Source organism: Paracoccus sp. (in: a-proteobacteria), from assembly GCF_032007265.1.
GTDB lineage: Bacteria > Pseudomonadota > Alphaproteobacteria > Rhodobacterales > Rhodobacteraceae > Paracoccus.
On sequence record NZ_DALZMB010000003.1, the window covers coordinates 77072 to 96479 of the forward strand.

20 protein-coding genes and 1 tRNA gene are annotated in these 19408 nt (G+C 61.6%); 9 read left to right on the forward strand and 12 right to left on the reverse strand.

Annotated features, from left to right (window positions below):
• Positions 1 to 63: 63 nt before the first annotated feature.
• Genes RTS12_RS01655 through tsaD form a run of 4 tightly spaced genes read right to left on the reverse strand, consistent with a single transcriptional unit; the run spans position 64 to position 2763 of the window.
• Complete coding sequence (locus RTS12_RS01655; protein WP_312524882.1) at positions 64 to 489, reverse strand: EVE domain-containing protein; 426 nt, start codon at positions 487 to 489, stop codon at positions 64 to 66.
• The gene (locus tag RTS12_RS01660) at positions 489 to 764 is read right to left on the reverse strand and encodes a YciI family protein (protein ID WP_312524843.1); all 276 of its coding nucleotides are present in this window, start codon (positions 762 to 764) and stop codon (positions 489 to 491) included. The genes RTS12_RS01655 and RTS12_RS01660 overlap by 1 nt, the downstream gene beginning before the upstream one ends.
• Complete coding sequence (locus RTS12_RS01665; protein WP_312524845.1) at positions 761 to 1702, reverse strand: NAD(P)H-dependent glycerol-3-phosphate dehydrogenase; 942 nt, start codon at positions 1700 to 1702, stop codon at positions 761 to 763. Before RTS12_RS01665 ends, RTS12_RS01660 begins: the two co-directional genes overlap by 4 nt.
• The gene (gene tsaD, locus RTS12_RS01670; RefSeq protein WP_312524846.1) at positions 1699 to 2763 is read right to left on the reverse strand and encodes a tRNA (adenosine(37)-N6)-threonylcarbamoyltransferase complex transferase subunit TsaD; all 1065 of its coding nucleotides are present in this window, start codon (positions 2761 to 2763) and stop codon (positions 1699 to 1701) included. The genes RTS12_RS01665 and tsaD overlap by 4 nt, the downstream gene beginning before the upstream one ends.
• A gap of 93 nt (positions 2764 to 2856) precedes the next feature.
• Between tsaD and RTS12_RS01675 the strand changes: the two genes are divergently transcribed.
• The 4 genes from RTS12_RS01675 (at position 2857) to RTS12_RS01690 (ending at position 7144) form a co-directional block, all read left to right on the forward strand.
• On the forward strand, positions 2857 to 3516 hold the full coding sequence (locus RTS12_RS01675; RefSeq protein ID WP_312524848.1) for a uroporphyrinogen-III synthase: 660 nt from the start codon (positions 2857 to 2859) through the stop codon (positions 3514 to 3516).
• 112 nt (positions 3517 to 3628) lie between these two features.
• The gene (locus RTS12_RS01680) at positions 3629 to 5203 is read left to right on the forward strand and encodes a hypothetical protein (RefSeq protein ID WP_312524850.1); all 1575 of its coding nucleotides are present in this window, start codon (positions 3629 to 3631) and stop codon (positions 5201 to 5203) included.
• A 10-nt stretch (positions 5204 to 5213) separates the two neighbouring features.
• Positions 5214 to 7004 carry a heme biosynthesis protein HemY gene (locus tag RTS12_RS01685; RefSeq protein ID WP_409455653.1) on the forward strand — a complete coding sequence of 597 codons (1791 nt, stop codon included), beginning with the start codon at positions 5214 to 5216 and terminating at the stop codon, positions 7002 to 7004.
• Between the two features lie 64 nt (positions 7005 to 7068).
• A tRNA-Thr gene (locus tag RTS12_RS01690) sits at positions 7069 to 7144 on the forward strand.
• A 234-nt stretch (positions 7145 to 7378) separates the two neighbouring features.
• Here RTS12_RS01690 and RTS12_RS01695 read toward each other — a convergent pair.
• A complete protein-coding gene (locus tag RTS12_RS01695; protein ID WP_312524854.1) occupies positions 7379 to 7630 on the reverse strand; it encodes a hypothetical protein in 252 nt (83 codons plus the stop codon).
• Between the two features lie 407 nt (positions 7631 to 8037).
• Entirely contained in the window at positions 8038 to 8997 is a 960-nt protein-coding gene (locus RTS12_RS01700; protein WP_312524855.1) for a LysR family transcriptional regulator, read from the reverse strand.
• A gap of 144 nt (positions 8998 to 9141) precedes the next feature.
• On the opposite strand from RTS12_RS01700, the gene RTS12_RS01705 reads away from it, so the two are divergent.
• Complete coding sequence (locus RTS12_RS01705; RefSeq protein WP_312524857.1) at positions 9142 to 10446, forward strand: MFS transporter; 1305 nt, start codon at positions 9142 to 9144, stop codon at positions 10444 to 10446.
• 256 nt (positions 10447 to 10702) lie between these two features.
• Here the strand turns inward: RTS12_RS01705 and RTS12_RS01710 are convergent, their stop codons facing one another.
• The 6 genes from RTS12_RS01710 to RTS12_RS01735 form a co-directional block, all read right to left on the reverse strand.
• Positions 10703 to 11530 (reverse strand): alpha/beta hydrolase, encoded by an 828-nt coding sequence (locus RTS12_RS01710; RefSeq protein ID WP_312524859.1) that lies wholly within the window; start codon positions 11528 to 11530, stop codon positions 10703 to 10705.
• A complete protein-coding gene (locus RTS12_RS01715; protein ID WP_312524861.1) occupies positions 11530 to 12318 on the reverse strand; it encodes an enoyl-ACP reductase in 789 nt (262 codons plus the stop codon). The genes RTS12_RS01710 and RTS12_RS01715 overlap by 1 nt, the downstream gene beginning before the upstream one ends.
• A 19-nt stretch (positions 12319 to 12337) precedes the next feature.
• Entirely contained in the window at positions 12338 to 13567 is a 1230-nt protein-coding gene (gene fabB / locus RTS12_RS01720) for a beta-ketoacyl-ACP synthase I (protein WP_312524863.1), read from the reverse strand.
• Between the two features lie 22 nt (positions 13568 to 13589).
• Positions 13590 to 14099 carry a bifunctional 3-hydroxydecanoyl-ACP dehydratase/trans-2-decenoyl-ACP isomerase gene (gene fabA, locus RTS12_RS01725; RefSeq protein WP_312524865.1) on the reverse strand — a complete coding sequence of 170 codons (510 nt, stop codon included), beginning with the start codon at positions 14097 to 14099 and terminating at the stop codon, positions 13590 to 13592.
• Between the two features lie 216 nt (positions 14100 to 14315).
• Entirely contained in the window at positions 14316 to 15194 is an 879-nt protein-coding gene (locus tag RTS12_RS01730) for a glycosyltransferase family 2 protein (protein ID WP_312524867.1), read from the reverse strand.
• On the reverse strand, positions 15191 to 16006 hold the full coding sequence (locus RTS12_RS01735) for a hypothetical protein (protein ID WP_312524868.1): 816 nt from the start codon (positions 16004 to 16006) through the stop codon (positions 15191 to 15193). Before RTS12_RS01735 ends, RTS12_RS01730 begins: the two co-directional genes overlap by 4 nt.
• A 238-nt stretch (positions 16007 to 16244) precedes the next feature.
• On the opposite strand from RTS12_RS01735, the gene infC reads away from it, so the two are divergent.
• The 4 genes from infC to RTS12_RS01755 form a co-directional block, all read left to right on the forward strand.
• Positions 16245 to 16784 carry a translation initiation factor IF-3 gene (gene infC, locus RTS12_RS01740; RefSeq protein ID WP_409455654.1) on the forward strand — a complete coding sequence of 180 codons (540 nt, stop codon included), beginning with the start codon at positions 16245 to 16247 and terminating at the stop codon, positions 16782 to 16784.
• A 30-nt stretch (positions 16785 to 16814) separates the two neighbouring features.
• A complete protein-coding gene (gene dut, locus RTS12_RS01745; RefSeq protein WP_312524870.1) occupies positions 16815 to 17276 on the forward strand; it encodes a dUTP diphosphatase in 462 nt (153 codons plus the stop codon).
• Between the two features lie 17 nt (positions 17277 to 17293).
• Entirely contained in the window at positions 17294 to 18457 is a 1164-nt protein-coding gene (locus RTS12_RS01750) for a HesA/MoeB/ThiF family protein (protein ID WP_312524872.1), read from the forward strand.
• A gap of 87 nt (positions 18458 to 18544) precedes the next feature.
• A partial coding sequence (locus RTS12_RS01755; RefSeq protein WP_312524874.1) for a M3 family metallopeptidase occupies positions 18545 to 19408 on the forward strand: 864 nt, incomplete at its 3' end.

Here is a 19408-nt window from a genome sequence, read left to right on the forward strand (position 1 = left end):
GCCAGTTTGGCAAAAACGCCACCCGTTCACGGGCGGCGTTGTCGTGGTGGGGGCAGAGGCGGTTCAGCCCTTTTGCAGACCGCCCGCAAGTTCAAGGATGACGGCCCATTCCTCGGGTTTGACCGGCTGTACCGATAGGCGCGAGTTATTGACCAGCACCATATCCTTCAGACGCAGTTCGGCCTTGGCCTCATCAAGCGAAATCGGGCGCACGACTTTGTCGATCGCCTTGATGTCGACGCATTCCCAGCGCGGATCATCGGCCTTGCTGTCGGGATGGGCCAAAGCCACGACCTCGACGACGCCCACGACTTCCTTGCCTATGTTGGAATGGTAGAAAAAGCCAAGATCGCCCAGCTGCATCGCGCGCATGTTGTTGCGCGCCTGATAGTTGCGCACCCCGTCCCATTCCTCGCCCTTGTCCCCTTTGGCGATCAGATCATCAAAGCTGAAGACATCGGGTTCGGATTTGAACAGCCAATACTGCATCAGCCGATCACCTTTTTCCATTCGATCACCTCGACCGAGCGGAACAGGCCTGCCGCCTTATAGGGATCACCTGCCGCCCAGTCCTGGGCCGTTGTCAGATCGGCCGCCTCGACCACCAACAAAGAGCCGCGCATCTCGCCGTCCTCGATCAAGGGACCGGCCATGCGAAGCATGTCAGAGGCTTTGAGAAAAGCGAGATGGGTTTCGCGCGTATCAAGGCGCGTTTGCAGCTTGCCGGGCGCGTCACGGCAGATAATGGCAAAAAGCGGCATCATTCTTCCTTCAATGGACGGTTCAACAGGATTTCAAGCGCTTGTCCCATGCCGATGCGACCTTCGGCAAGTCCAGCGATCAAAGAGGAAATGGGCATGTCCAGCCCCAATTGCGCGGCCATGACGCTGACGGCGCGCGCGGTGGCGGCGCCCTCGACGGTGGTGGCGCTGTCAAAGCTCTCGCCGCGTCCCAGCGCAAGGCCATAGCTGAAATTGCGCGATTGGGTCGATGTGGCAGTCAGCACCAGATCGCCCAGCCCCGAGAGCCCGGCCAGCGTTTCAGGCAGCGCGCCCATGGCGCCAGCCAGACGGGACATTTCGGCAAAGCCGCGGGTGATCACCGCAGCCCGGGCGCTGTCACCATATCCCGCGCCGATTGCTGCGCCCGCGGCAATGGCGATCACGTTTTTCAACGCGCCGCCCAGCTCGGCGCCGGTGACATCTTGCGTGCGATAAAGCCGCAGGTTTGGCGTCGACAGCTGGTGTTGCAAGTGCTCGGCCTTGGCGGCGTCGGCACAGGCCAGCGTCAATGCCGTGGGCAGGCCGCGAGCAATATCGGCAGCAAACGATGGGCCGGTCAGCACCGCCGGGATCGCCAAAGGGCAGAATTGCGAGATCAAGGCCGAGGGGCCGCGCAGCGTCGACAGGTCAATCCCCTTGGCGCAGCTGACCAGATTTCGCCCGTTCAACAAATCCGCATGTTCGCTCAGAAACTGTCCCAGCTTTTGTGCGGGCAAGGCCAACAGCACGGTTTGCGCGCTGCGGATTTCGCCCAAGTCATCCGTCAGGCGGATCGCATCGGGCAGGGTAATGCCGGGCAGGCGCGGGTTCACGCGGCCCCAGCCAATATCGCGGCCCCAAAGCGTGACCGGGCCATTTGCGGCCAAAGACACGGCCAATGCCGTGCCAAAGGCACCCGCACCAAGAATTGCCGTGCTCATGCTTTGGCCCCTTTTTTGCCCGCGCCCAGCATTGGCGCGGCTTTTTGATCCAGCGGCCAGCGCGGGCGCGCGATCAGATCCATACCGTCGCGCTGGCCAAGACGATAAGCCTCGATCCCAGCCCATGCAATCATCGCGCCATTATCGGTACAAAGCTTAAGGGGCGGGGCCAGGAAGCGGGCATTCGCGGCCTCTGCCACAGCTTCCAGCGCCGCGCGCAACTCGCGATTGGCAGCAACACCCCCGGCTACGGCAAAGGTCGCGACTGGGCCTTGGGCCAGGGCGCGACGGGATTTCTCGGCCAAGACTTCGGCGACAGTGCGTTGAAAGGCTGCGCAAATATCTGCGCGGTCTTGCTCATGCAGCCCGCCCTGATCAGCAACCAGCTGATCGCGCAGGCGCAATACGGCGGTTTTCAAACCGGAAAAAGACATGTCGCAACCGGGGCGGTCCAACAATGGGCGCGGCAGCCTGAAGCGCCAAGCATCCCCCTTTGCCGCCAAAGCCTCGACCACGGGTCCGCCGGGTTGGGGCAGGCCCAACAGCTTGGCAACCTTGTCAAAAGCTTCGCCGGGCGCATCGTCTATGGTGCCGCCAAGGCGGGTGAATTCATCGGGCCCGTCCACGCGCAGGAATTGGCAATGCCCCCCCGAGACCAGCAGCATCAGATAGGGAAAGGCGATCTGATCGGTCAAACGCGGGGTCAGCGCATGGCCTGCCAGATGGTTCACGCCGATCAGCGGCAGATCCAAGGCGGCGGCCAGCCCTTTGGCCATCATCACGCCCGACAGGACCCCACCGATCAGCCCCGGACCCGCGGTCACGGCAATCCCGTCCAGATCCGACAGGGCAAGCCCGGCTTCGGTCAGGGCCTCTTCGATGCAATGGTCCAGTTTTTCGGCATGGGCGCGTGCGGCGATCTCGGGGACGACGCCACCGAAATCAGCATGCAACTGGGTCTGGCCCGCGACAACCGAGGCCAGAATTTCGCCGCAATCGGTGACGACAGCCGCAGCGGTATCATCGCAGCTGCTTTCGATACCTAGAAATTTCAGGGTCATGGCTTTGGTCTTGCCGCTCTTGTTCCGGGACTTGCCCGGGCTGCGCCAAGCGCCTAGGCAGGATGTGACTAGCACTACCTCAAGGGGAACGCCATGCCACCGCTGCTTTTGCTGACCCGGCCAGAGCATGCTTCGCGCAGATTTGCGAAACAATCGGCTCATTTCGGGCTGCAGACCCTGATCTCGCCGATCGTCCAGATCGTGGCGCTTGATTTTGATCGCGCGCTTGTGGATGGGGCCAAGGGGCTGGTGATCACCTCGGAAAATGCCGTGCCCTTTGTCGCGCCGGGGCGTGGGCGGCCGGCGATTTGCGTCGGACCCCGCTCGGCCGAGGTCGCCCGTGCTGCGGGTTTCGAAGCGGTGGCGGGGCCGGGGGATGCCGCACGGCTGATGCCCATGTTGACGGGGCTGGATCAGGGCTGGGTGCATCCTCATGGCACCCATGTCGCCAAGGTGCTGCCGGTCACGGGTGTTGCGGTTTACGACCAGATTGCGCTGGATCTTTCGCCAGAGGCGCAAGAGGTGCTGCAGGGCAACAATCCTGTGATTTTGCCACTGTTTTCGCCCCGCTCAGCGCGGCTTTTGGCCGCACAGACAGGGGATGCGCGCGCACCTTTATGGCTGGTGGCGATCAGCGCGGCTGCTGCGGATGCGTGGCAGGGCCGCGATGCGCGACTGATTGTGGCGCCCACACCGGATGCGCCGGGAATTCTGCATGGCATCGCGGAAATGCTGGCAGCGGAACATTCCTGATGAGCGCGGGTTGAGGCAGAGAAAACTGCCGACTAGAGTGGTTGTGACGCCGTGTCAGAATCTGAGACGAAACTGAGCGGACTTCCAGCCGACAATGATCAGGGACCCGACCGTGACCAAGCCAGAGAACCCCGCGACAAACGCCGAAACCAGCACTGAAACGCATGCAACGCAGGTGGCGAAACAAGCGGCAGATGGGGCGACGGTTCCCAATCGGCCCCTTGCTGCCACGGCTGCGGCTGATGCGCCCCCCTTGGCAGAGGCCGCAGATTCGGTTTTGGTCGGCACGTCGAAAGATGATCAGCGCAAGCCCGCCAAGCGCAAATCCAGCGCCGGTGAGGAAAGCGGCCAGGCCAAAGCGGCAAAGGCCAAGGCCGAAGACGCCCCGACGGTTTTTGCCAGCAGCTCGGTTCCCGCCAGTGGCAGCACCGCCAAAAGCGTGCCGCGCGAGCCCGCTCAGCCCGAAGTGACGCGGGTTGAGACCAAGGTGGTCGAGGTCCGCAAGGCAGGCTTCATGCCGACGCTTTTGGGTGGTGTGATCGCCGCCGGTCTGGGCGCGGGCGCGGCCTATTACGCTATTCCTCATCTGCCTGCGGCTTGGCAGCCGGTCGCACCGGTGGTGCCGCTTGATCCTCAGGCGCAGCTGGCCGCTGCGCAATCGGCCGGGGCCGAGGCGGCGCGCGCCGAATTCGCGGCTGCGCGTCCGCAATTGCTAAGCGAGGCCAGTGCCGCCGCGACCGATGCTGCGGGGAAATTGCTTGAAGGCGCGAAACCCGCTGATCAATCTGGCGACCTTAGCGCCTTTCAAACCGAACTTGGTGCGCAATCCGACAAGATCGCCGCTTTGAGCAGCGCAGTGGATGCCCTGCGCAGCCCCGCAGCTGACAGCGGCGCGGCTCAAGGTAGCGTGTCGGGCCAGCAACCGAGTGGCCAGCAACCGATTGGGGGCGATTCCCCCGAGTTGCAGGCGCTGCAATCCGTGGTCGCGCAGCTGCGCACGCAGGTCGAGGCTCAAGAGGCCCGGATCGCCGATCTGGCGGCACGTCCGGCCAGCGATGGTGCATCGAGTGCCCAGCTAGAGGCGCTTACACAGCAGGCCGCACAGACGCAGGATAAAATCGCCGCCGCAGCCCAGGAAGCACAGGCGCAAATCGCTGCCGCGCAGGCCGAGGCCGAGCGTCTTAAGCAGGAGACCACCGAGGTTAGCCGTCGCGCCCAGATCGCGGCAGCGGCAGCTGGCCTTCAGTCTGCGCTGGAATCGGGCGGCAATCTGGTTGGCGGCATTGCCGATCTGCGCGCCGCAGGCGTCGAGCCACCTGCCGCACTGACCCAAGATGTTCCGGCCTTGGCCTATCTGCAAAGCGATTTCGACGCGGCTGCGCGCTCGGGGCTGCGTGCCTCGCTTAAGGCCCAGTCGCAGGGCGAAGGCACAATGACGGCAATCGGAAACTTCTTGCGTGTGCAGACGGGCGCGCGCTCGATCGAGGCAAAAGACGGCGGCGATCCCGATGCAATCCTGTCGCGTGCCGGCGCTGCGGTGCGCGCGGGCGATATTGCCGCGGCATTGAACGAAATCGCAACTCTGCCCGCGCCGGGGCAAGAGGCGATGGCTGGTTGGACCGCCCAGGCCAAGCGCTGGTCTGATGCCCGCGCCGCTTTGGCCGATCTTGCCGCAACGGCGAAGTGAGGGGCTGACGATGCTGCTGTCGCTGTTGAAAATTCTGATGTTCTTTGCCGTCATCCTGGCGATTGCCTTGGGTGCGGTCCATCTGTCCGAAAATGGTCAGGCCCTGCGCCTGATCTATGCCGGTACCGAATATACTTTGGGCCCGATTCAGCTGTTTGTCGTGCTGGTGATTGGTGTGGTGCTGGCCTGGGCCTTGCTGCGCCTTTTGGGGGTGCTGGTCGCATTCCTACGCTTTATCGCCGGGGATGAGACCGCGGTGACGCGCTATTTCGCCCGCTCGCGTGAACGCAAGGGCTATGATGCCCTGGCTGAAGGCATGTTGGCCGTCGCCTCGGGCGAGGGGAAGCTGGCGCAGGACAAGGCCGTTAAAGCGGCAAAATATCTGGATAAGCGCTATGTGACCGATGTGCTGGCCGCGCAGGCCGCCGAAGTTGCCGGGGATAGCGCGAAGGCGACCGAGGCCTATCGTCGCCTGCTGGGCGATGATCGCACCCGATTTGTCGGCATTCGCGGTCTCATGCGCCAGAAATTGGCCGATGGCGACACCTCGACGGCGCTGAAACTGGCGGAAAAGGCCTATGCGCTGAAGCCAAAGCACCGCGAGCTGCAAGATACGCTTTTGCAACTGCAGACCAGCGAAGGTGATTGGAAAGGCGCGCGCCAGATCCTGAAGGAAAAGCGCAAACAGGGCCAGCTGCCGCAGGATGTCGCCACGCGCCGTGATGCGGTGCTGGCCTTGCAGGAAGCGTCAGAGATCCTGGCCGAAGGCAGCTCGATCTCGGCCCGCGAGGCGGCGATTTCGGCCAACCGTGCCAGCCCGGACCTGATTCCGGCGGCGGTCTTGGCGGCGCAAAGCTATATCGCGCAAAAGGATAGCCGGAATGCCACGCGGGTCTTGCAAAAGACATGGTCGGTACGGCCCCATCCCTCGATTGCCGCGACTTTTGCAGAAATCGTGCCCGATGAAACTCCGGTCGCCCGCCTGAAGCGCTTTGAGACGCTGATCCGTCAGAATCCCGATGACGAGGAATCGCATCTGCTGAATGCCGAGCTGTTGCTGGCCGTCGAGGATTTCCCCGGTGCGCGCCGCGCCTTGGGCAAACTGGCCGAAACCCATCCGACCGTTCGCACCTTGTCGATCATGGCCGCGATCGAGCGGGGCGAGGGTGCCGATGACGCTGTCGTGCGCGGCTGGTTGGCAAAGGCACTGACCGCAAGTCGGGGCCCGCAGTGGGTTTGCGACAAATGCCATAATGTGATGGCGGATTGGGCTCCGGTTTGTGACAGCTGTGGTGGCTTTGACACGCTGACCTGGCGCGAGCCTGATGAGCGTCGCCGCGCCAGCTTTGCTGCGGGCAATGGGGCGGAAATGCTGCCCCTGATCGTTGGCACGCCGCGTACTGCCACCAGCTCGGCAACAATGCCCGTTGCTGGCGCCGAGGCAAGGCCGGATCTGGATCGCCCCCCGGTGGTGACCGCTGCCAACACCAGCGCCACAGCCCACCCGACGGCCGATCCGGCGCAAGATCACGCGCGCAACCCATCGCGCCGCCCGGCCGAGGTCGCGCAGGTCGCCCCCGGCATGGTTCCGCGCGAATCGGATTACATCCGCGAAGCCGATCTGCCCGAACCTGCCATGACCGTCACCGACCCCGAGCCCGTGCCACCAAGCCCGGATGTGCCGGTTGGCCTGGCCAAAGGGGGGATTGTCTCTGAAGAAGAGGCAGAATTCGCGCCGGTCCGCCCGGATTTGGAACCGATCGACGACGAATATCTGCAAGAGGTCAAAAAGGGGCGATAAGCCCCTTCCCACCCGCGCCGGAACCTGTTATCCGGCGCGGCATAGACCGGTCAAAGGTCCGGATGCCGCAGTAGCTCAGCTGGTAGAGCACATCATTCGTAATGATGGGGTCGGGGGTTCGAATCCCTTCTGCGGCACCACTTCCCCCTAACAAGACGCAGATAGATTTGCCTTGTTAGCTATGCCAATCCTCTTTGTTTTTCTCGATTGCTGCTTCAGCGTATGACTGCCGCGTCGGCAATGCTTTTGCGTTTCAAGTGAGCATGTAACGGCGGCGACATTGGCCGCCAATCGCGGCGATGGCTGTGCCGGATCTGGTGCGCTGGCAGTTTCAGGCCCCTTGATTTGATTGATCAAAGCGATCCTTTGACAGATTAGCGGCTGTCTGATCCTTCTTGCCGCATAAGCCATGCCCAAGCGATCCCCGAGCCAAGAGCAATGACAAGCCCCAACCATACCGCGTAATCCAAAATGAGCGCGCGTATCGGATGCCGAACCCTGAAATAAAAATCGTGGTTGCTTGAGAAGCCGATATTGTCAGAAAAGCTCATGATCGAGCTCGCCATATATGCGCCGATGGCCATCACCAGGCCGATGATCATCATTCGCTTGAAAACTCTCGCCATCTTCATTCGATCAGGATTAACCGCGCTGATCCCTCTTATCACAGGTCTCGCAGCGGTATGGACGGAAAGTTGTGGGCGGGGTCTGGCGCTGATCGGGCCATGCAGGTTTTTCGGGGCGCGATTTAACGTTTCATCACTTAGATGCCGCTAAAGCGGAAGCGATCACACCAACCGTAAAGCGCTTGTTGCTCGCTTGTGAGCGGCTCTGATCAAACGGCCTGCGATTAAGGCGCGACGGGGCTGAGATGCATGTGCATGGCCCAGAGGCGAGGGGCCGATTGGGCGTGGCCCGCATCTGGTTCAACCTGGCCTGGAGTTCATTCTGAATGGTTTTCTCGACGATCCGCCAGTTGGCAGAAGGGGGCTGACCTTGATCATCCTCTGCGCAGCGTTTCGATAGGGTTGCCTTAGGCCGATACCGTATTGCCTCTGGGGCTGATGTTCAGCTTTTGAGACGCCCGCGACAGGACCTGTCGCAGCCATCTGTGACCATCATCCTTCTGGCTGCGCGCGTGCCAGAGCAGGTAGAATTCCATCCGTGGATAATCGACCGGGCAGGGGCAAACGGTCAGCGGCAGAAGATTTGCATAGAAATTGGCAAAATGCTTACTGATCGTAAAGATCAGGTCGGTATTGACCAGAATATAGGGCGCAAGGTTGAAATAGGGGACCGTTACCATCGCCCGGCGCGACAGCTTCATGCGGTCCAGATATTGGTCGATCACACCACGATAGCTTGGCGCGAAGGGCAGGGGGACGACATGTCCGGCCTCGAAATATTGCGTCTGGCTCATGCCGCCCGCCAAAGGGTGATCGCGCGCCATCAGGCAAACCAGATCATCCGCAAGCAGGGGGGCAGTATGCAGGTTTTCTGGCGGCTGCGGCCAATTGCCGATTACGATATCCAAGGTGCCATCTGACAGCGAATTGGCCACCAGCAGATCCTTGGTCAAAGGATAGATGGTTACGCTGGCATTGGGGGCTTCCTTGCGCAGGATTTCGACCACCTCTGTTAGATAGACCGTGGCAAGATAGTCGGGGCAGCCGAGGCGCCATGCGGCATGAGAGGTCGAGGGGTCGAATGGCTCATTCGTGGCAAATACATCCGCAAGACTGTCCAGCGAGGTTTTCAGCACGGGCATCAACGCGGTGCCAAGCGTGGTCGGGACCATATTATTGCCCGCCCGCACCAGCAGCTCATCGGCAAATGCCATCCGCAGCCGCCTAAGGGTAATGCTGACGGCGGGCTGAGAAAGGCCCATTCGCGCGGCAGTCTTGGTAACGCTGCACAGAGAAAGCAGCGTGTACAGAACCTGCAGGGCCTGAATATCCAGCTGTGGCAGCTTATAGTCGGACTGTCTGGTCATAAGGAATCCATATATCCCTTATCGCGTTCATCGTCTTGCCTAAATGCGGCAAATTCCAGAGATTCGATCTGTCTGGCTGTTTTGACGGCCACCCTGCCTGAACGGGCACAAGAATACTCAATAAAACAGACGATGGGGCTTTGGATGACACTTACCACAGATGCGGCCACCTCTCGCGATGATACCTTTCGAAAGATCATCTGGCGACTCGTCCCCTTTCTGACGCTGGTCTGGTTCCTGGCGTGGATCGATCGCGTCAATGTGGGCTTTGCAAAGCTGACGATGATGGACGAGCTGGGCTGGTCGGATGCCATATATGGCGCCGGTGCCGGTATCTTCTTTCTGGGTTATTTCTTCTTTGAAGTTCCAAGCAACCTCTTGTTGCAGCGCATCGGCGCACCCAAGACGATCATGCGCATTGCCCTGGGTTGGGGTGTAACCTGTGTCTTGATGGCCTTTGTAAACAGCCCGTGGCAGTTCTATCTGCTGCGCTTCCTGATGGGGGCATTCGAGGCGGGGCTTCAGCCGGGCGTGATCTTGTATCTGACCTATTGGCTGCCGTCGCATCGTCGTGGCAAGGCGCTGGCCTTTTTCATGTCGGCCTCGGCCATGTCGCTGATGCTGGGCAGCCCGATTGCTGCCTTTATCATGACGCATTTCGACGGTGCAGCGGGGCATAGCGGCTGGCAATGGCTGTTCATCATCGAGGGCATCCCGTCGATCATCGCGGGTCTTGCGGCCTATTTCATCCTCAGCGATAAGCCCGAGAATGCGTCTTGGCTGAGCGCTTCGCAAAAGCAGCATGTCCAAGAAGAGATGTCGCTTGAAAGTGCATCGCTGGCCCATCGCGAGCATAATATCTGGAAATCCCTGAGCAGCCCGACGATGTGGGCGCTGATCATGATTTTCTTCTGCATCGTTGCTGGCAACTCGACGCTGGTCTTTTACGGGCCCAGCCTGATCAAGGAAGCGGGCATCACGGATCTGTCCTCGCTGGGTTGGGTGATGTCGGGCATCTATCTGTGCGGCTGGCTTGGCATGATCGGCAATGGCTGGCTGTCGGACAAGGCCCAAGAGGTTCGCTGGCACACCGCAATCGCCGCCGGCCTGGGCGCGGCAGGTTTGCTGATCTGTGCCTTTGCCATCTCGAAAGGCAGCCTGTCGGGCGTGGTCTTGGGGCTGGCAATCTCGGCGGCGGGGACGATGGGGGCGATCCCGGTTTTCTGGAAACTGCCGTCTTTTTACATGTCCGGGACGGCGATTGTGGCCGGGCTGGCCGTCATCAACTCGATCGCGAACCTTGCGGGCTATTTTGCCCCGCAGCTGCTGGGCTATCTCAAGCAAAGCACCGGGCATTTCGCATCGGGTCTGGTGATGATCGCAGTGGTCGAACTTTGCGCGGCGGCCATCATTTTGCTGTGCATCAACAAGCGTGATCTTGCGCGCTAAGCGCAAGACAAAGCGGGCCCGTGGCTGACCTGAGCGTCAGTTGCGGGCCCATTCCACTGATGTCAGCCCGCAGGTGGGCAGGTGGTGGGCAGGTGGGGTGGCAGACCGGTTTTCAGCGCCACCTGTTCGCATGACATCCCCGTAAGACAGGATCACGGCCCGCATGCAGCTTGCACCAGACAGGCCCGGGTATTTGCGGGACGGGCGTTTGAGGGGCGAGCGTTTGCGGGGCGAACGTTTGCGGGGCGGGCTCGCCCTAGCGCATCAAGGCGAACCAGGCCTCGATCGCGGCCAAAGAGGGGGCCTCGTCCAGAAACGGAATATGGCCCCGGCCGGGAATCTCGGCATAGACCATATCTGGCCGACGCCTGCGCATCTCGGCCGCTGTCTCGGGCGACAACAGGTCTGAATTGGCGCCGCGCAGCAAGGCCAAGGGCAGCCCCGCTGCCGCGTCAAACAAAGGCCAGGCATCGACGACCGGCCCTTCAAGAGCTGCCAGAAAGGCGTCTCGCAGGGCGGGGTCGTAAGTCACGGTCATGCCGTGTTCGCCCTGAATATAGTGGCGCTGGGATTCGGCCAGCCACCGCCCGGGGGGAAGGTCGGTGAAACCCGGCATCAGCCGGGGCATTTTAGCCGCGATGTCCTCGTGGGTTTTCCCGGTCGGATTGCGGCCGATGTAATCCTTGATCTTGTCCAGCCCGCTGATGTCCAGTTCGGGGCCAACATCGTTCAGGCACAGGCCCAACAGTCGACCCTTGGCCACCGCTGCCAGAAACATCCCGATCAGCCCGCCGCGCGACGTGCCCAGCACTGCCGCCTTTTCAATGCCAAGATGGTCCAGCAGACGCAGCGCATCCTGTGCCTCTTGGGGGACGGTATAGCTGGGCGCACCTGTCCATTCCGACTGTCCACGCCCGCGATAATCGGGGCGGATCAGCCGGATGCCGGACAGGTGCGGCGCCAGATAGTCAAAATCCAGACCCGTGCGGGTCAGGCCGGAAAGCGCCAATACGGGCAAGCCCGCGCCCTCGTCGCGATAAGCAAGTCGGGCGCCATCGGCAGCGTCGTAAAAGCGCGCTTCCATTACAGGTTTTCAGATTGCGGCATACCCAGAACATGGTAGCCGCCATCAACCATAATGGTCTCGCCCGTGGTGCAAGCGCCCCAATCCGAGCAAAGCCAGACCGCTGTGCCCCCGATCGCCTCAAGCGTGGCATTGGCGCGCAGGGGCGCATTGGCCTCGGTGTGGCGATAGGTCTTGCGTGCGCCGCCAATGGCCGCACCCGCCAGCGTTTTCATTGGGCCGGGGCTGATCGCATTGACGCGGATCCCCTCGGGGCCAAGATCGTCTGCCAGATAGCGCACTGCCGATTCCAGTGCGGCTTTGGCCACGCCCATGACGTTGTAATAAGGCGTCACGCGGTTCGAGCCGCCATAGGTCAGCGTGATGATCGAGCCGCCTTCGTTCATCAGCGCATGCGCGCGGCGCGCCACGTCGATCAGCGAGAAGCACGAGATCGTCAGCGAGGTTTTGAAATTCTCGCGCGAGGTGTTGATGAAACGGCCCGTCAGCTCGTTCTTATCCGAGAACGCGATGGCGTGAACCAGAATATCGAACTTGCCCCAGCGCTTTTCGATCTCGGCAAAGCCCGCATCAAGCGAGGCATCATCTTGCACGTCGAGGTCCAACAAGAAGTCGGACCCCAGCGATTGTGCCAGCGGTTGCACGCGTTTGCCAAAAGCTTCGCCTTGATAGGAAAAGGCCAGCTCTGCCCCCGCGTCATGCAGTGCCTTTGCGATGCCCCAAGCAATCGAGCGATCATTCGCGACACCCATGACAAGCGCGCGTTTACCTTTGAGCAGTTCGGTCATTGCCTAACCTTCTTTCGGATCAATCTTGATAGACAGACATTGCAAGCGTGGCATTGGTTCCACCAAAGCCAAAGCTATTCGACAAGACTGTGTCAAATTCGACATTATCAATCCGCTGAAGGGCGATTTCTTCGGGTTTGATGCGGCTGTCCAGCTCGGTGATATTGGCCGAGGCGGCGATAAAGCGGTTTTGCATCATCAGAAGCGAATAAATCGCCTCATGCACACCGGTCGCGCCAAGCGAATGACCCGTCAGCGATTTGGTCGAGGCGATTTTCGGCATGTTTTCTTCGCCGAAAACGCGGCGTGCTGCCTCGATCTCGCCGACATCACCAACCGGGGTCGAGGTGCCGTGTGCGTTTATATAGTTGACCTTGCGGCCTTCGCCGATGGTCGACAGGGCCAGACGCATCGAGCGCTCGCCACCTTCACCCGAGGGGGCAACCATGTCATAGCCGTCCGAGGTCGCGCCATAGCCGGTGACTTCGGCATAGATCTTGGCACCGCGCGCCAGCGCATGTCCAAGCTCTTCCAGCACCACGACACCGCCGCCGCCTGCGATGACAAACCCATCGCGGGTCGCATCATAGGGACGCGAGGCCGTTTCGGGCGTGTCGTTATATTTCGACGACATTGCGCCCATCGCATCAAACAGGCACGACAGCGTCCAATGCAGCTCTTCGCCGCCGCCCGCAAAGACGATGTCCTGCTTGCCCAATTGGATCTGCTCGACGCCATTGCCGATGCAATGCGCGCTGGTCGAACAGGCCGAGGTGATCGAATAGTTCACACCCTTGATCTTGAACGGCGTCGCAAGACAGGCCGAATTGGTCGAGGACATGCCGCGCGTGACCATGAACGGCCCCATCTTTTTCGGCGCGCCCTTTTCCAGCGTGATCTTATGGGCCTCGAACAGGTTCGAGGTCGAAGGCCCGCCCGAGCCCATGATCAGGCCGGTGCGATCATTCGAGACGTCTTTTTCCTCAAGCCCGGAATCGGCGATGGCCTGTTCCATGGCGATGAAGTTGTAAGCCGCGCCCGGACCCATGAAGCGCAGGTTGCGCTTGTCGATATGGTCCTCGACGTTGATTTTGGGCATGCCATGGACCTGGCTGCGAAAGCCGAGCTCTGCATATTCCGGGGCTGCGGTAATGCCGGACTTTCCCAGCCGCAGGCTTTCCGTGACCTCGGAGGCGGTGTTGCCGATGGGCGAGACGATCCCCAGCCCGGTAATGACCACGCGACGCATGGTGTCCTCCTTCTTGAAAAGGTCAGTTTGCCGAAAGGGCGACCTTCATGTCTTTGACTTCATAGATGGTTTCACCATCTGCTTCGACCCGGCCGTCCGCGACACCCATGGTCAGGCGGCGGGTTTGGATGGCCTTGGTGAAATCCACGTAATAGCGCAGCATCTTACGGTCGGGGCGCACCATGCCGGTCAGTTTGACCTCGCCGACGCCAAGCGCATAACCACGACCCTGCCAGCCGCGCCAGCCCAGGTTGAAGCCGGTCAGCTGCCACAGGCCGTCAAGGCCAAGGCAGCCCGGCATGATCGGGTTATTGGGAAAGTGGCATTCGAAAAACCACAGATCCGGGGTGATGTCGAATTCCGCGACGACATGACCCTTGCCATGCAGACCCCCGTCACCCGAGATCTCGGTGATGCGGTCCATCATCAGCATGGGCGGGGCCGGAAGCTGGGCATTGCCCGGCCCGAAAAGCTCTCCACGAGAGCAGGCCAGCAGCGCTTCTTTGTCGAAACTGGTCCGGGTCATTGTCATGTTCTAGCCTGCCTGTCGTTCTTGGTGGGGGCGCGGCCCCATGTCATGAATGAGGTTCCGTCTATCATTCCCGGTCCTGCGCGTGCAAGTGTGACGACAAATACCGCCCCCATAACCGCCCCCGCCCGCGCGGGGACAGCCGTGTTTTCGCAACATCAATGGTCCCGGTTGCGCCGCTGCAAGGCGAGGGGCCAGGTGACTGATGCGACCGTCAGCCTAGAACCATTGCCCCGGTTCCATCAGGCCCAGATCCAGCAATTGCTGAGAGTTCCAGCGGAAGCTTTGCGAGTTGCGCCAGTTGAAATCGCGGATCACCGCGCGCGAGCCGGGGTTTTGCGCCAGGGCCTTGGCGACGCGGAACGAGGTGATTGCCGCTGTCAGATTGTGGTGCCAAGGGCAGGAATAGGTGTTGTATTCCTCGATGTTCAGGCGGTGATCCTCTAGCAGCTTCAACCCCGAAGCCGTGCGGAAGATCGCGATACGGTCGATGCGGCGGCGGTCCTCGGGCAGATGTTCCTCAAAGCGCCAGCGCAGGCCGCCAAAGAAATCCAACTGGCGCTCGTGATAGCCGCCTTCATGGTTTTTGCGGCCCAAAGCGAAATAGCCCGTCTGGTCAAACCGCGCCTCTGACAGGCTGACCGCATTGGGAAAACGTGCAAGATCAGGGGCATAAAGATCCACGACATAGGTCAGCATGCCCGAGCGGCGCTCTTCGGTGTGAAAGGCCAGCATGTCGCCGATGGTACGTGTCTCGGCAAAGGGGAAATACAAAAACTCTGCGTTATAGCAGTAATAAAGCCAGGTCCCCTCGGGGACGGCGGCGATAACAGCGTTGACCGCATCAATGCCCGCGCTGCGGCCGCGGATGTTGTAATGAAAGTTCAAGACCTTCTTGGTCGCATCCGCCGGGATGGCGGCCTCGGGCAGGGGCTGTTCGGACAGCGCCAGAATGGTGCGAAAACCCAAACGCAGATGATGGGCAATCGTCGCGGCAATGGCGGCATCATCTTCGATCAGCAAGATCGCCAGCGGACCTTTCGCCTGATGCAGGCCTTTGTCCTGGATATAGGTATTCAGATCGTGAAATGGGCTCATTTGAGAATGGACCGGACTTGATTCAGGGCAGATTTCAATAGGTCGGGATTGCTTGCAGCGCTGTTGAGCAAGCTTTTGAGGGTGGTTTTCTGCTCGGGCGAGATTGCCGCCTGATCGATCAGATTGGCAACCTGATCTTTGTCATAGCCTTCCGCGCTAAGCAGCTGGTTCAGGGCTGCGGCCTTTTGGGCGGCCTCGTCGGCTGCCTCGGCGGCTGCATCCCCGGCAACCTTGCTGGCTGCTGCGGCATCCTGCGTGGCCTTGGCCGCGTCAAGCGTGGCATCCTGGACCGGGTCAAGGCCGTCGCCTTGTGTGGCGGATTGATCGGAGCCGGGCTGATCGGTCGTGCCGCTGGCGGCATCTGCTGCGGCCTTGGCGGCGCGATCTGCGGCGTCGATTGCCTGCTCGGCGGCCTTTTGCGCGGCCTGTGCGGCGGGGCTGGTCGGGGCGGCCCCAATCGCCTCGGCTGCGGCATCCGAGGCAATGGCTGCGGCGTCGGCTGCGGCATCGGCCGCATTCGCGGCCGCATCGCTGGCGGCCTGATCCGGGGTTTCGCCGCCATTGGCCGGGGTGGCGGGAAGGGGCGTGGTGATCTGGGGCGCTGGTTCAGGCGCGCCATCGGGCGGTGCCACCTCGGGGGTGGTGGGCGCGCTTGTGGCTGGGGTTTCGGCGGGGGCGGTCTCGCTTGCCGTTTCCCCCGAGATCGTCTCAGAGATTTTGCCGCGCAACCCGGCCAGATCGCCACCTGACCACAGCCAGACCCCGCCCAAGGCAAGGGCGACGATTACGATCAAAGCAAGCAAACGCGCCATTGGAGTCTCCGCGAAACGGGGTTGAGAAACAGGATCAAGCTTTTGGAACACTCTATGACATGATGAGGACCGGGCGGAAAGTCCGCGCGACACTTTCCCGGTTGTGTCGGCGGTGATGGGCGAAACGCGGCCTTTCAGGCTTGAAAAGGGCGCAGAAGCCTAAGGAAACTGGTTGAAACACGGCGCTTGCACGTCTATCTAAAGCCAACAGTTTCCCAACGATCGAAGGAAGAACACCATAGCTCGCAGACCGCATAACGCACCGCCCGTCCGTGACACCGGCCCTCGCGTCAATGACCGTATCCGTGTCACCGAAATCCGCCTGATCGGCGCGGATGGTGAGAACGTCGGGGTTGTGACCCCGGCAAAAGGGATTGAATTAGCACAGGCCGCAGGTCTCGATCTGGTCGAGATCTCGCCCAATGCCGTGCCGCCGGTTTGCAAGATCATGGATCTTGGAAAGTTCAAATACGAACAGCAAAAGCGTGAAGCTGAGGCTCGCAAGAAGCAAAAAGTCATCGAAGTCAAGGAAATCAAGTTCCGTCCCGGGACCGATACCCATGACTACGACGTCAAAATGCGCAGCGTGATGAAGTTTCTCGGCGAAGGCGACAAGGTGAAAGTCACCCTGCGCTTTCGGGGTCGTGAAATGGCGCACCAGCAGCTTGGTATGGAACTTCTTCACCGCGTTGCCGCCGAAGTCGGCGAGGCAGGTAAAGTCGAATCGATGCCCAAGCTTGAAGGGCGCCAGATGGTGATGATGATCTCGCCCAAATAAGGGCGGGACGAGATGACAACAGGAAGGCGCATGATGCCCGACGTTCGGATTTTGGTCATGCGCGAAGCGGGGGCAGATGCCTCGCTGCCGCTTCCTGAGTATCAGACGGCTGGTGCGGCCGGTGCGGATTTGCGCGCCGACCTCGCCGGTCGCGAGATCACCCTTGCCCCGGGCGAGGTCAGGCTGGTTCCCACCGGCCTTCGTGTGGAAATCCCCCATGGCTATGAAATGCAGGTGCGGCCCCGCTCGGGTCTGGCGCTGAAGCATGGCGTGACCGTGGCCAATGCGCCCGGCACCGTCGACAGCGATTATCGCGGACCTTTGGGCGTGATTTTGGTCAATCTGGGTGGCGAGGCCTTTACCATTGCCCATGGCGATCGCATTGCGCAGGCCGTTATCGCACCCGTGGTGCGTGCCAGCTATGTCATGGCCGAGGCCCTTTCTGACAGCGACCGTGCGGCGGGCGGCTTTGGCTCGACCGGACGGGCCTGATCGCGGCGGCGGCCGGGATGTATCTGATTCTCTTGATGGCGGTGATCTGGGCTAGCTGGCGCTATGTCGGTGTGCCCGGGCGCTATATTCTGGTCACACAGATCGGGGTCTGGCTTGCCGCAGTTGCGGTGCTGGCGCTGTGGCCGGCCAGCACTTTGGCACGCATGATCGGCGGCACAGCCGAAATCTGGCTTTTGGCAGGGGGGCTGGCGCTGCTGGCTTTGGCCTATCGCAGCATGATTTCGCGGCTCAAAGCCGGGGCAAGCCGGGCAGGGCATCAGGGTGCGGGCATGATTTCGGATGCACCGATCCCCGAGCAGGCATCTGCCGCAAGCCCCGAAGCCGGAACATTTTCGCCCACCCAAAGCGGGGCCCAAGCCCTGACCCAAAGCACCCCGGCCCAAGGCACCCCGGGCGGAGCAATGAGCGATGCCGAACTCGAGCGTTATGCGCGCCATATCGTGCTGCGCGAATTGGGTGGACCCGGTCAGGGCAAGCTGCGTCGCGCCAATGTGCTGATCGTGGGGGCAGGCGCGCTTGGCGCGCCGGTGGCGCTGTATCTTGCGGCAGCGGGGGTCGGGCGGATCACGCTTGCCGATGATGATCAGGTCAGCCTGTCGAATCTGCAGCGTCAGGTGATTTTTCGCAGCTCGGATGCCGGGCGCGACAAGGTGCTGGCTGCGGCGCAGGCCATGACCGCGCTGAACCCTTATATCCAGGTCTCGACCCTGAACCGCCGCATCAGCGCGGATGATGCGGCGCTGGTCAGAGGCTTTGATCTGGTGCTGGACGGCACCGACAGCTTTGCCGCGCGTTTTGGCATCAATGCCGCCTGCGCGCAGGCCGGGGTGCCGCTGATTGCGGGCTCGATCGCACAATGGGAAGGTCAGCTGACCGTCTGGGATCCGGCCCGAAATGCGCCTTGCCTTGCCTGCATCTTTCCCCAGCCCCCGGCTGCGGGGCTTGCCCCTTCTTGTGCCGAAGCCGGGGTTGTGGGGGCTTTGCCGGGGGTGATTGGCTCGATGATGGCGCTCGAGGCAATCAAACTGATCACGGGGGCAGGCAGCGTCGCCCGCGGGGAAATGACGATTTTCGACGGGCTTTGGGGCGAAAGCCGCAAGATCCGCATCCACCGCCGCGACGATTGCGCGATCTGTCAGGGCATTTCCGCGGCGCAATGATCGCTGCGTGACCTTGCCAAGGCGCTTGGGCGGGTTACATCCTTGTTCGACGGGGCGTCTTTGCCCGGCCAGTCAAGGAGATCCGCGATGAACCCCGAAATCACCCAATGGAGCGGCCCACATGGTTTGCCGCGCTTTGATCTGATCAAGGACGAGGATTTCCCCGCCGCATTCGATCACTGCCTGACCGAGGCCGCAGCCGCCGTCGAGGAAATTGCCGCCAGCACCGAGGCTGCGACTTTTGCCAATACGGTCGCGGCGCTTGAGGTCTCTGAGGAATCGCTCAATCGCCTTTGTGCGGTTTTCTATACGCTGACCGGGGTTGATTCGAACTCGGCACGCGAAAAGATCCAGCGCGAGATGGCCCCGCGTCTGGCTGCGCATGGCGCGAAAACCAGCATGGATGCCCGTCTGTTTGCCCGCGTCGAACAGGTTGCGGCGCAGGCGGCGGAGCTTTCCCCCGAGGACCGGCGCCTGACCGAGTTGACCCTGCGTGGCCTGCGCCGCGCCGGTGCCGGCCTGTCCGGAGAGGCGCGCAACCGCATGGCGGCGCTACGCGAGCGTTTGGCGGTTCTGACCACAGATTTCTCGCAAAATGTGCTGACGGATGAACGTGATTACGTCCAACCCATTCCCGATGATCGCCTTGCTGGCCTGCCCGATTGGCTGTTGCGCGCCATGCGTGCTGCCGCAAAAGAGCGTGGTCTTGACGGACAGGTCGTGACGTTGAACCGTTCCTTGATCGTGCCGTTTTTGGAATATTCCGAGGATCGCGCCCTGCGCGAGGTCGCCTTTCGCGCCTGGGCTGCGCGGGGCTCGGGGCAGGGGGCGGGCGGGGCCAAGACCGACAATCTGCCGATCATCACCGAGATTCTGGCCCTGCGCCACGAACGTGCGCAGCTTTTGGGCTATGCGGATTTCGCGGCCTATAAGCTGGAACCGGAAATGGCC